7 protein-coding genes are annotated in these 13,565 nt (G+C 53.0%); all 7 read left to right on the top strand.

The window, feature by feature from the left end:
* The first annotated feature begins 1 nt into the window (after position 1).
* The 7 genes from CA13_RS09440 (at position 2) to CA13_RS09410 (ending at position 13,551) form a co-directional block, all read left to right on the top strand.
* Positions 2-6,433: a DEAD/DEAH box helicase gene (locus tag CA13_RS09440; protein ID WP_146395807.1), complete on the top strand. Its 6,432-nt coding sequence runs from the start codon at positions 2-4 to the stop codon at positions 6,431-6,433.
* Positions 6,434-6,465: 32 nt separating this feature from the next.
* Positions 6,466-8,208: an NERD domain-containing protein gene (locus CA13_RS09435; RefSeq protein WP_146395806.1), complete on the top strand. Its 1,743-nt coding sequence runs from the start codon at positions 6,466-6,468 to the stop codon at positions 8,206-8,208.
* On the top strand, positions 8,208-9,281 hold the full coding sequence (locus CA13_RS09430; protein WP_146395804.1) for a hypothetical protein: 1,074 nt from the start codon (positions 8,208-8,210) through the stop codon (positions 9,279-9,281). Before CA13_RS09435 ends, CA13_RS09430 begins: the two co-directional genes overlap by 1 nt.
* 331 nt (positions 9,282-9,612) lie before the next feature.
* A complete protein-coding gene (locus CA13_RS09425; RefSeq protein WP_419194122.1) occupies positions 9,613-10,071 on the top strand; it encodes a helix-turn-helix domain-containing protein in 459 nt (152 codons plus the stop codon).
* 146 nt (positions 10,072-10,217) lie between these two features.
* Entirely contained in the window at positions 10,218-11,771 is a 1,554-nt protein-coding gene (locus CA13_RS09420) for a recombinase family protein (RefSeq protein WP_146395802.1), read from the top strand.
* A complete protein-coding gene (locus CA13_RS09415; RefSeq protein WP_146395800.1) occupies positions 11,768-12,655 on the top strand; it encodes a plasmid partitioning protein RepB C-terminal domain-containing protein in 888 nt (295 codons plus the stop codon). The genes CA13_RS09420 and CA13_RS09415 overlap by 4 nt, the downstream gene beginning before the upstream one ends.
* A complete protein-coding gene (locus CA13_RS09410; protein ID WP_146395798.1) occupies positions 12,652-13,551 on the top strand; it encodes a plasmid partitioning protein RepB C-terminal domain-containing protein in 900 nt (299 codons plus the stop codon). Before CA13_RS09415 ends, CA13_RS09410 begins: the two co-directional genes overlap by 4 nt.
* The last annotated feature ends 14 nt before the right edge of the window (positions 13,552-13,565 follow it).

Raw genomic sequence — 13,565 nt, 5'->3', positions numbered from 1 at the left:
CATGTATAACGAACTGGAATCCATTCGAAAGCGACTGCTCGCCTACATTGAATCTGCATATCACTTGTCGGACCCTCAATTGGTTGGGCTGCGAAGAGAATTGCTGGAGCAACCCGAGGTGCTCTGCCACTCGCCGTTCATTGAAAGCTCGGCACGCTATGCAATCGGCAAGCCGTACGGTGAGCTGAGTATTCCGGCCGAAGCCGAACAGTTGCTGTCGTTTCTTGCGACAAAATCCGGTGGCAAGGTAGTCTTTCCGCAGCCATACGAGCATCAAGCTCAAGCCTTGGAAGCCGTGCTGGGCGATGACCTGAAGCACACGATCGTAACCACCGGCACTGGTTCGGGGAAAACCGAAACGTTCTTGCTTCCCATCATGGGCAGGCTTGGCCGCGAGGCGGCGCAGTCACCCAGTTCATTTAAGACGCGAGCCGTTCGGGCATTGTTGCTTTATCCAATGAACGCACTCGTTAACGACCAGCTTTCGCGTTTGCGACGGTTGTTTGGCGCGCCAGCAACACGCGATTGGTTCAATCAACACGGCGGCCGGCCAGTGAAATTCGGGCGCTATACGAGCCGGACTCCGTTTCCAGGTGTCATTCCTGATGACACGAAACGTATTTCACAGAAACTGGCCGGGCTTCGATTCTTTGTGGATATGGAACGTCGGGCCGCTGACGGCGATGGGGATGCAATCGAACTGCTGGACGCCATGCGAGAGATGGGCAAGTGGCCGGCAAAGGATATCGGAGATGATCCTGGTCTGGCTCGCTGGCTCGGATCTGGTGGAGTGTGGAAGGATGCAAACGGGAATCTACGACGAGCCGTTGAAAATCCTGATGACACCGAACTGCTAACGCGTCACGAGATTCAGGCGGCAGCACCGGATTTGTTGGTGACGAACTACTCGATGCTCGAGTACATGATGTTGCGGCCAATTGAACGTTCAATCTTCCAGCAGACTCGCGACTATTTCGTTGCCAATCCGAAGGAGCGATTCATTCTCGTTCTTGACGAGGCTCACCTTTACCGTGGTGCCCAAGGTACTGAGGTGGCGATGCTCATTCGCCGCTTGCGTCATCGCTTGGAACTTTCTACCGATCAGTTTCAGGTCATCACCACTAGTGCGTCGTTCGAGGATGGTGAACAGGCTAAGAAGTTTGCGGCGGGTTTGACTGGAACGGAGAGCAGTAGATTTCAGTGGCTTGAAGGTACGAAAGAAGCCAAGGTACCGTCGAGTGCCGGAGATGCTGAGTTGGCCAGTGCGATGGCTCAAGTGTCCTTGACTGATTTGCTCTCGGAAGACGCGACGAAACGTTTCCAGTCGATCGTTCCGCTACTGAGCGTCTCAAGCCGACCGCTCACGCCGGCCAACTACACCATCGAGTCCAGTGGGAGCGAGTCGGCGAAAGCTCGATGCAAGGTCACCATAATTGGGATGATCGAAGGCGGCGAATTGGTCGAAGAAACGATCCAGATCGCTAATGGAGGAAAAAGACAAACCGACAATGCGTATCTGACGGTCGTTGAACTTGACTGTTCTGATTCCGCCGTCACGATAAGCGCGCGGCGCAACGAGGGGTATGTCGAATGCGTCGTGGCGAGTGACGATAGCGAACCTTCAACAGAAAAGGGTTTGCACTTCGGTCTCTCACGAATTCTCTATGACATTTTGGTCGATCTTGGCGTGACCGGCCGATTGATAAATCTGACCTCCGGTACTCCTTGCGATGGCGATACCGAAACAGGTGATAATCTGGGCGCACAAGAAACTCGCAAATTGGCCATGCGCTTGTTCCCGCAGTGCGAGGCTCTCCAGGCTCAGAAAGTAACAGATGTGTTGGTAGAAGCCGCGTCAATGGCACGGAACAAGCCAGGAGACACGCCACTATTGGCGGCGCGAGTCCACCGATTCTTTCGCGGGATTCCTGGGATCTGGGCATGCAGCGACCCCAATTGTTCCGCATTGCCAGATTCAATACGTGGGCAAGGCGTTACTGGAAAACTGTATGTCCAGCCCTGTCGTGAATGCGAGTGTGGCAGCCGCACATTTGAACTGTTGGCGTGTCGAAACTGTGGAACGGCGATGTTTCAGGCGTATGCACAGAGCGTTCGTCGTCCAAACTATCTATGGTCCGAGGATGTCGGGGAGGTTGACGATGCGATGGATGCGGTCGTTCCGATTCATCTTTGCCTGGATGACCCCGAAGAGCATGCTTCAGACGATGACGATGCGACTCGCAGTCGAGAAATGAACTTGGAGACCGTCACGGGACGACTGTTTGATCAAATTGTTGATTCGCAAACATCACGCCCGGTCTACATCCCAGCGGAAGCCCCGGCGGGAAATCGAAAGGCCGGCCTCTTCGACAAGTGTCCGAAATGTCGAGATCGCTTCTCAGGCATTTCTAATATGGCGACAAAGGGTGATGAGCCATTCCAGCATCTCGTTTCAGCCCAGCTGATGTCGCAACCACCAACACCAGGAAATGAAACGGCCCTCCAGGGACGTAAACTGCTGGTCTTCTCGGATGGCCGGCAGCCAGCTTCGCGACTGGCCGGCAAGCTGAAATCAAATTCGCTTCGCGATGCCGTTCGTCCCTTGCTTATCAACGGGCTTCGCTACGTTGCAAACCGTTGGTTCGACGGTGAGACAAAACGCGTCTCGATTGAACACGTTTATCTGGCGTTGCTGTGTGGGGCCAGTGAGCAGGGCGTCGGGCTGCGACCGCAGTTGAAAGACACTGAGCAGAGGACGTTTTACCAAGACCAGGATTTGGCATTGAAGCTGTGTCAATCGAAGACAGCAAAGCGTAAAGCATTTGAAGAAGCATCGTCGCAAATTGCAGAGCGTACTCCGGCCGACATCCTGATTTCGTTGTATGAGGTTCTCTTCAATCCACTTTCCGGTGTCCAGAGTTTGGCGCTTGGTTGTCTGGTTCCTGTTGTTTCCGACTACCTTCAAGAAACGCTCGACCAATTGCCGGCTCCCGAACAACCCGATTCGATCGAATCCGACGAGGATCGACGGCGAGGGCTCTTGGAGTTTTGGCTGCTAAGAATGGCACGCGAAAGAGCGATTCGTTTGCCAGGTACGCCCGGTGAGTGGATCGGCAACAAAGACAGCGGAATCCGATTGAGAGTCAGTGGCGGGAAGTTTGAAAAACTGATGAAGCCCCGCGTTGGCAATGCGTTCTACAAAGAACAGTTGGCTGGTGGGCAGCAAGGCGGTGGCCCTTGGAACCGATTTTTTCAAGAACGACTCGGTACAAGTGGTCGTGCCGATGGCTTCTTGGTAGATCCAAAAAGGCTGGCCGTTGACCTCAGTTTTATTGATTGGGTTCGATGTGAAGTTTGCACTTTTGCGATCCCGAATCATCCGTTCTATCTGGGTGTTTGTCCTGAATGCAGCTCGACCGATTCATTGCGAGCGCTATTCAAACAGAACAAGACGCTGGACAACGTCTTCATGACGCGAAAAGGTTTCTATCGCAAGGACGTTGACCAAAATACAAGCGACCTTCGCCCCTTTGTTGCTGAGGAGCACACGGCCGCGATCGGAGCCATCGACGCACAAGATGCGTTTTCCAGAGCTGAATGGCACGAGATGCGATTTCAGGATCTCGACGTTCTTGGTCCTGGTGATGAGCCTGGCGGCATTGTCGATGTGCTTAGTTGCACAACGACGATGGAGGTCGGTATCGACATCGGAAGTTTGACCGCGGTTTCGCTCCGCAACGTTCCCCCGAACCGATCGAATTATCAACAGCGTGCTGGACGCGCCGGCCGGCGTGGGTCATCCCTGTCAACGGTGATCACCTACGCAGACCAAGGTACCCACGATCAGCGATACTTCAAACGACCGGCGGAAATGATTAGCGGTCCGGTAACTGACCCGGTTCTTAATCTCGAGAACTCCGAGATCGTGCGTCGGCACGGCTATGCGTTGCTCTTGAGTATGTTCCAGCTTGAGCGGATCCGCGATGACCAACAATCCGCCGCGACTTCAAACATCTTTTCATCTCTCGGCCGCGTTGATGATTTTCGCACCGGCGATGAAGAAGCGTTCAGTTTTCGTGGGCTGCAGGCTTGGTTGGCGGCGAAAGAAACAGAAATCGCAGCGGCAATACGCTCGATCGTTCCAGAAGAATATTTGCAAAGCACGGAGTCCGATGACATCAACGAGATTCCTGCTCGACTTCTGGCTCGCCTTACCGAAATTAACTGCGACTACAAACCGCCCGAGACTGAAGAGTCACCAGAGGAGCGAAATGAATCAGCATTCAGTTGGTCAGACGACGATGAAGATTTCGGAGATGATGACCCCGATGCTTCCATCAAATCCAGTAGCGACAGTGATACCGACACTGATGTGTCTGAGTCGCCTGAAGCTGGCCGTCAAACACTGAATTTGCTTGATCGCTTGTTCGAGACCGCAACGCTACCGTCGTATGCGTTCCCAACCGATGTCGTCAGCATGACGGTATTTGATCGTAACCGGTCAACAGCACATCGCAGCGTTATCAAGTACGCACCGCAACGGGGACTCGACCAAGCACTTTCCAGCTACGCGCCCGGTCGCGAAGTCTTCATCGACGGCAAGCGACACTACTCGTTCGCCCTCTACAGCCCGATGCGCGGAGAACGCGACAAAGCATGGGAAAAACGAATGCTCTATTTCGAGTGCGATCGTTGTGGCTACGCAAAACTCGAAGAGCATGGCGGCGAGCATTACGAACGTGAGGTTCTGGATTGCCCGTCGTGCAACGAGCCTGGCGGGCTTGGTCCTGCTATTTATTGGATCGTGCCACCCGGATTTGCTCACCCAGCAGACATGGATGAAGAACTGGCAGTCGATCAACCACCCGATTACACACGGCCTACTCAGGCAAAATTGAATGCTCCTTTCCGAGAAGGTGATTCAATCGGCCAGACCAGTTCATTCGGTGAGAGAAGCTTCACGGTTTGGACCAAGAAGGAGGAACTCTTCTTGACGAACCGCGGCAGCGAGGACTTGAAGAACCGAGGGTTTGTCTATTGTTTAAGATGCGGTCGAATCGAGCCGAAAGGATGGCACGATCAAGAGCGTTCTTACTTGAACAACCGAGCGAATCACCCGAAGCCATATCCGAACCATCGTGATCGGCCGACTTGCACAGGGTTCACGCAAATCGTCAGTTTGGGCACCAAGTTCATTTCCGACGTTTCTCTGTTCCGTTTCCAAATGGGCGGCGATGTTTTACTTCCGCCTGGCTCAACGCTCGCAAAAATCAGCTTGACCACAGTTGCTCAAGCACTGGCTATTTGCGCTTCGGACAAGCTTGAAATTGACCGATCGAACATCGGGGCCGAGTATCGAGCGGCTCAAACTGACAAAGGCCGTAGTGGTGCTGAAGTAGATGTCTATCTTTATGACACAACGCCAGGCGGTGCCGGGTTTGTCAAAGCAGCGGTCAACGATCCAGAAGCAATTTTGCGTCAAGCAATCGACTTACTAGATGGCTGTGATTGCGAGTCTTCGTGTTACAAATGCTTGCGATCCTATGGCAACCGATTCTTGCACCAGGATCTCGATCGCGAACTGGGTTCCGCGCTGCTGAAGCATGTTCTCGGCCAGCAAGAACGCCCACGGCTAGATAAGAAAACCGAGGCTCAGCTTCTTAAAACGATCGCTGTCGATCTGAGAGATATGGATCACGAAGTTGTTCAAAACGACGGATGCTTAATCATCACTTCGATGGGCGATCGACAGATCGTGCTGTCTCACTCTCTCATGCCACGGCTTCCAGCTACCTCCGAAGCCGAAGCAGCCTACGCGGCCGGGCGAAACAACGCGGCACCGATTGACCACTTGAGAGTAAAGCGTGCGTTGCCCTCTGCGATTGACATGTGCGTTACGACTGTCGGATCACGGCCGTCGCCCGACGCACCGCTACCCGCTGGGTTAGAACGCTCTGATACTGGCATAAAGATGTATCGCTTTGATTCGCTTTCCAAGGAAAGTGAAGAGAGTATCGCGAGTGCTGATATCGCGATTCCGGGTTTCGATCCGTCGAGCGTATTCCTTCTGGAGATCGACGGGTCGCAGCTCGAGAAAGCCAAGTTCAAAGTTGATGGAAAAGATGTCGCGTTGGCATCAGGTGCTGTCATCGCGTTTGAACGAGTTACCGAAGCTGCGAGCCAAGATTTGCACGATCAACGGTTAAGGTTAGTTCGCTCATCCGAAAACGCATTTAAAGCAACGAGAGCACGCGCCACGTTAGCGATGTGTAAATGGGCTGAATTTGACGGACGAATTTCAGTTCGTTTGCAGTATCAATCAACCAGCGCAAAGGCGACGCCTCAAAAAGTTGCTCCCGAATCGCTGACAGTCATTGGCAGACCACTTGGGATCGTCCGCCGGGGCGTCTTCTACCCGGTGAAATTGCCATGATAATCCTGAGAAAAGGTTAGAAAATAACAGACATGGCAATCATGCGACCCGATATCGACCCCGACGACATTCCGTACGATTCGGAACGAATCGTTTACCGCGCGCTGAAAGAACAGCTCGGAAACGATTTTGTGGTCTTGCATTCGTATCCGTGGTTGCGTCCTGATCGCGATGGGGCTTTGCGTGAAGGCGAAGCCGATTTCATCGTCCTGCACCAAAACAAGGGAATGTTGGTTCTGGAGGTCAAGGGTGGCGAACTTCGCTACCAGAATGCGATTTGGCAGCGAAAGAAGAAGCACGGCTACGAACCCATCACCGATCCCTTTAAACAAGCACGCGCCAGCATGCACTACCTCGTTGACCGGATCGAGAAGCAAACCACCGGCGATGTATGTGGGCACCACTACAGCTATGGTCACGCTGTTGTGTTCCCGCACGACAACTACACCGGAGCCATTCCGCCAGGAGCAGAAGAGTCGTTGATTCTGTCTCGCCGCCAAATGGAAACGATGGATGTGGCGATTGAAAAAGCAATGGCTAGTTGGCCCCAAAGAGAAACTCCACTGACCAATCATCAGTGGCGTCGAATGGCAACTGCACTTTTGCCTGAATTCAAATTGTTTCGTCCCATCGCTGGCAGCGCCAGCGATGTTTTTGAACAGATTCAAGAGATGACCGACGAGCAGATTGAACTACTCGCTGGTCTGTACGAAGAAAACAATCGGGTCTACGTCTCTGGCGTTGCGGGATCCGGCAAAACGCAACTCGCTTTTGACCGAGCGGTTCATTTGGCGAAGAATGACCTGCGAACGCTGTTTATATGCTTCAACCGACACCTTGCCGATCACCTTCGCCGTAGCCTGAATGGGCATTCTGACAAAGGCTTGCTCGATAAGCGTTTGAAGATCGCTCATTTTCATCAGTTGGCTCGCGAAATCATCGAAGACGCCGGAATTGAATGGGATCCGCCGGACGCTAGCAGCGATCTCGCGAAGTTCTTTGTGGATGATGTGCCTGATCTCATCGAACAAGCGGCGTACCTCGCAATGGAAGAAGGCGAGGAGGTTCAGTACGACGCGATCGTGATGGATGAGGCCCAAGATTTCCATTCCCGCTGGTGGGAAGTACTTCAATGCGCATTATTGAAGAACGCCGAAGAAGGCACGCTCTTCGCTTTTGCCGATCCAGTGCAACGATTGTGGGAGTGGGCACCCGCAACGCCTCCAGTCGCGTTTCAGACGAAATACAGCTTGCGTCGAAATTGTCGCAATAGTCGCTGGATCGCCCGCACCAGCACAACGATCGCGAAAACGGACGCGAAGTTCTTCAAGCGTTCTCCGCTCGGAGGTAAACCGGCAATCAGCACTGTGCCCACGCTGGCAGCGATGAAAGGTATCGCCTGCAAAACAATCGAAAACTTGATCGCACAACACGACATCAAGCCGTCCCAATTGGTATTGATCGGTCCGCGTGGTCTCGAGAACGGATCGCTCGCCGACGTTTCTGAGATTGCCGGCGTCGCTTTAACGACTGACACGCGAGCCTGGAATCGCAACGAAGGAATCTTGGTCACGACCGCCCGAAGCTTCAAAGGGCTCGAAGCTGACGTTGTGGTGGTCTATGACCTGGATGGAATCTCGAAGGGATTTTCGCTCGTCGATTTATACGTTGCCTGCACTCGAGCCCGTTCGCACGTTCACTTCCTAGCCACGGGTAAAGAGATGCTCGCCGACATTAAGGCCGCCATTCAAAGTGCCGAAAAGGAGCTTGTTTGATGACCTCCATTTCGCTTTACGATCAAGAAGGCTTCGCAGGCAAGCTCGGACTTTCCGACCATCTGGAATCCGACGACGATAAGTCCGCCCCGTCGCCATGGGGAATCGCCAGGTTGATTCGTCGTGAAGTACGACGTCATGGGCTGGCGACTCGACGTGAACTACGGAAAGCCATCGAACCTTTCCTAATCGCTGCCGGTTTTGAGGGAGACGTAAACAAGGCCATCCAATCGGTAGCAGGACGCATGGTGGACGTCGGGGAGCTCGCTGACTTGAAGGTCGAGAACCAACGCGGTTATTCTGCCATGCCGTCGCGTTGGATAAAACTAAGCGACACGGATGCGGTCCTACTTGGAACGACCGCAACGGAAACACATCGCTTTTCGTCGTATCATCCCAACCAGTTTTTGAGACGTTTTCGTCCGTCGGATGACATCATAAACGACCTCGCCCACATAGGAGTGGGTGAACAATCGTTCGACGATTGGCTCGGGCAACCGGAGTGGAAGTCGTTGGTTGATTCGTCGCAGGAGTTCGACACACTCTCTGATCTTCTCAATTGGCATCTCAACAAGCTCGACCAGGAAGGCAGTCCGTTGTTTGTCAGCGAGACAAAGGTTTTAGCAGTAAACCATAGGTCGGGCGAGTTTTTCGGAGGCGAGCGTAAGCCGGAACGCAGCCGTTGGACATCCCCATCCAAGCTTGATGATGGTATCTACTTGGCTGCTCAACCTGGACAGAACGAACATCACTGGATTCCCTCGTTACTTCGGATCAAAGGAAGTGACGGGAGGTCCATCTCTCTCAATTGCCGAAACGACTCGGTTGCTACCTACGACCTAAGGAACTGGCTGCTCATCGCGTTGGGCAGAATGAATGGAAAGCCCGAAGTGATCCTCGCGGATCATGAAACGAGCGAACTTCAAATCACTTTTCCTGCGCCGAAGCAAGCGATCAGAATCTTGCAACTAGCCGGAGAGCCTACCGGCAAATGGCAGCAATTTTCAGTTCTCGACTCACGTTCGACGATGGAACTACTATCCACCGCGTTGCCAGAGATTGAAGTCCGCTAGTAGGAATGTAAGCACCGTCACTTTCACCGATTGATCACGTTTCACATGACGTCCTTAGCTGCAAGGGATTCCGGATTTCGTTTAGCTTAAAAGAGACGCTCGCAGCAAAAATGCTCTGTCGAAGTAATTCGTGTTCAGATGCGGCTGACCAGCTCGAATCCAGGCGGCACATGATGGCAACGCCATGCGTAGACAAGTCATTTCTGCAGAGACTCGTTCACGGATGAGCCAAGCCGTTCGCAACGCCTTCCAATTAGCCTAGAGTTTGGCGAGTGCAAAATTCCGCGACGAATCTCGTTGTTTTACATCGAGAGAGTCGGGAGTCCCTACTGTGCAAATTGAAAGAAAGCGAGCGATCAGGGAAGCTCTCGCAACACTTGCTTCGAGCCACGCAATCGTCGTTCAGCAACTCGAACTGGCGATCGAGCTGCTCAATCAGGAAATTGGTTCCGACGAAGAACCGATTACGATCCAAACGTTCCAGCTATTCGGATCCAAGCCGAACTCGCTTGTGGACCCGAACTCGCAGTCGGTTCTGTGGAAAGGCCGGATCTGCTTTCTCGGCAACAATCTTCTATTTCGATTCTTTGAACGCATCTCTCGCTCGCCGAATCAATTTATCTCTTATGACGTACTGCTCGACGACGTTTGGGGAGGCCCGAGAGAGAATTCGAGTATCCGAGGAGTTGTAAAACGCCTTCGAGATCGACTCGCACTGGGAGGCATGGCCGAGCTGTCAAGCGCAATCGATGGTTCCAACTCTGGGTTCTATCGTTTGATACTCGTTTGATCACTGCTTGAAAATCAAACGCAGATCAAACGCAGAATCATGAATAGTCAAACGGGAATCAAACAGGGACTCGACATACTGGGTGCAGCCGCACGGCCTATTTGCCGTAACACACCCAACTTGTCAACAGAACAGGAGTTCCCGTCATGCATGCAAGCACAGATCAAACTGAAACGAAACTGGTTCGAGCTGCGCAGTACGTTCGGATGTCAACCGAACACCAGCAGTACTCAACCGCCAATCAAGACGACATCATTCAAGAGTACGCAAAAAAGCGCAGCTTCGAGATTGTGAAGACCTACGCCGATGAAGGAAAAAGCGGCTTGAATGTCGCTGGCCGGCGATCTCTTCAGGCATTGATCGCAGACGTACAGAATGGAGTGGCCGACTACGAAGCGATTCTTGTTTACGACGTGAGTCGTTGGGGGCGGTTTCAAGACGCCGACGAAAGCGCCTATTACGAGTATCTTTGCAAACGGGCCGGTATCTCGGTGCATTACTGTGCCGAGCAGTTCGAGAACGACGGTGGGCCAACGTCTACGATCATCAAGAGCGTTAAGCGGGCGATGGCCGGCGAGTACAGTCGCGAGCTGTCGACAAAGGTCTTCCAAGGGCAATGCAGATTGATCGAACTCGGTTACCGACAAGGTGGTCCGGCCGGGTTCGGGCTTCGTCGAATGCTGATCGACCAGGCAGGCGAAGCCAAGGCCCAGCTTGCTCGCGGCGAATGCAAGAGCTTGCAGACGGATCGTGTCATACTCGTAAAAGGCCCGGAGCAAGAAATCGAGACGGTAAATCGCGTCTATCGTATGTTTGTCGTCGAAGGACAACGCGAGCGACAAATTGCAGAGCAATTGAACTCAGAGGGGATCAACACAGATCTGGGGAGATTGTGGAATCGCGGTACGATTCGCCAATTGCTCACGAATGAGAAATACATTGGCAATAATGTCTACAACCGAACATCCTTCAAACTGAAACAGCGTCGCGTTTGCAACGAACCAGACATCTGGATTCGGAAAGACGGTGCGTTCGACGCCGTCGTCAGTCAGGAGCTGTTCTACACCGCACAAGGGATCATTCGCGAGCGAGCCAAGTGCTATAGCGATGAGGAGATGATTACCTGCCTACGGTCGCTGATGGAACAGAATCCCACACTGTCCGCTGGCCTGATCGACGCAGCCGACAACACTCCAACATCTTCGACGTACCGCACGCGGTTCGGCAGCTTGATTCGGGCGTATCGACTCGCTGGCTATCAACCTGACCGAGACTACGAGTACATCGAGATCAATCAAAAGCTCCGCGAAATGCACCCAGACTTGATAAGAGACGTGATGGCACGTCTGGGCGCAGCGGGTGCTTCGGTGACCCAAGATGTGGACACCGATCTGCTTCTGATCAATGGCGAATACAGTGCGTCGATGGTGCTATCTCGCTGTCGGCAAACCAAGGCAGGATCGCTGCGGTGGATGATCAACGTCGAACAGAAGGTTGCCCCTGATATCACGATCCTCGTGCGGATGGACGCTGCCAACGAGCAGGTAGCCGACTATTACCTACTTCCGATCATGGACATACAAACCCCGCGATTGCTGTTGTGCGAATCTAACGGCGTCTACCTGGACACGTACCAATTCGACAGTCTCGATTATTTCACTTCGTTGTCCGAACGCCGAAAAATCGAGGTGGCAGCATGAATACGCCCGACGAAAAAGAAATCCAATTGATCCCCCTCGATAAGATTACGGTGGTCAATCCCCGCGATCGAGGACAGACGAAGTTTCGCCAGATCGTCAACAACATCGCCAACATCGGGTTGAAGAAACCGATCACCGTCACACCGAAACCGGGCAGCCATGACGAGTTTTTGTTGGTCTGCGGGCAAGGGAGATACGAAGCCTATGAAACGCTGGGGCAAAATGAAATCCCATCGATCGTGATTGACGTCTCCGAAGACAAGCTGTTGTTGATGAGCTTGGTGGAGAATCTGGCTCGGCGAAAGCCTTCTTGCGTGGAGATGGTTCATGAAATCGGAGCGTTGAAAGAGCGTGGATATTCTTTCGCTGATATTGCGAAGAAAACTGATCTCGCGGTTTCTTACATTCGCGGAATCGTCAAGCTGATTCAGCGAGGTGAGGAACGCTTGGTGATGGCGGTGGAACGAGGGCCGATTCCGGTAAGTGTTGCCGTGACGATTGCGGTCGCGGACGATCATGACATCCAACGAGCGTTGACCGAAGCCTACGAATCGAACGACCTGCGTGGAAAGAAGCTTCTCGCGGCGCGACGGTTGATTGAGAAACGACAAACTGATGGAAAGTCGTTGCGGAGTGGGCCAAGACGCGCGAAGTCCGTGGTGTCGGGGAAGAAACTTCTGGAAACATATCAAGCCGAGTCGGCGAAACAGCGTCTGGTGGTCCAGAAGTCGAAGCTCTGCGAAACACGATTGTTGTTTGTCGTCTCAGCCATTCGACAGCTTGTTGAGGACCAGAAGTTTGTCGAACTTCTGCGATCGGAGGAACTGGACACCATGCCAGCCTATCTGGCGACCGAACTCAGTCGGAAAGGCCGTCTCACATGAACACAAAAGTACAACTAGCATGCGAGACTGTGGTTCGCGAGATTCCGCTATCGGATATTCTTCCAATGCGGAAGATTGCAAAGAACACCAAGAACACGGTGAAGTATCGACAGATCGTTGCGTCAATCAAACAGATTGGGCTAATCGAACCGCTGGTTGTTCATCGCGAGAAAGGAAACCGTGGACAGTTCATGCTCCTGGACGGAAACGTTCGATACGAAGTGCTGATGGAGCTAAAGATCGAATCCGTCAAATGCTTGGTCGCACTCGACGACGAAGCTTTCACCTACAACCACAAGGTAAACCGTCTCTCTGCAATCCAAGAACACTTTATGATCATGAAGGCAGTCAAGAGCGGGGTTTCGGAAAGCCAGATTGCCGACGTGCTTGACATCGACGTCGCGTTGATCCGAAAGAAAAGAGACCTCCTGGTTGGGATCTGTCCGGAGGCTGTCGAGCTGTTGAAGGGCAAGAAAGCAACGAGTGCAACCTTCGTTCAGATGCGTAAGGTCATTCCGATGCGACAAATCGAGATGGCCGAGTTGATGTGCGCTACGAGCAACTTTTCGGACAGCTACTCGAAATGCTTGATTGCCGCGACGCCTGCCGAACTGTTGGTTGACAAGGATAGCTCCCGCGAAGTCGATGGCCTTTCGTCGATCGACATGGCACGCATGGAACGAGAAATGGACGCATTGGCCAAGGACTTCAAGCAAATCGACGAAGTCCACGGAAAGAACGTTCTTAACCTCGTCATCGCGGTCGGCTACCTGAAGTCGCTTCTCGATAACGCTCGCGTGGTTCGATATCTGGCCAACGCTTATCCAGAGATTCTGACTGAGTTGCAAAAAGTTGCCGAGTCTCGAATGCTCGAAGGAGCTAAGGAGCCAGAGTGATCAAGACGAACACC

The organism is Novipirellula herctigrandis (assembly GCA_007859835.1).
GTDB lineage: Bacteria > Planctomycetota > Planctomycetia > Pirellulales > Pirellulaceae > Novipirellula_A > Novipirellula_A herctigrandis.
Note: the sequence above shows the minus strand (reverse complement) of the source record. Positions and strands in the feature narration are given on the sequence as shown.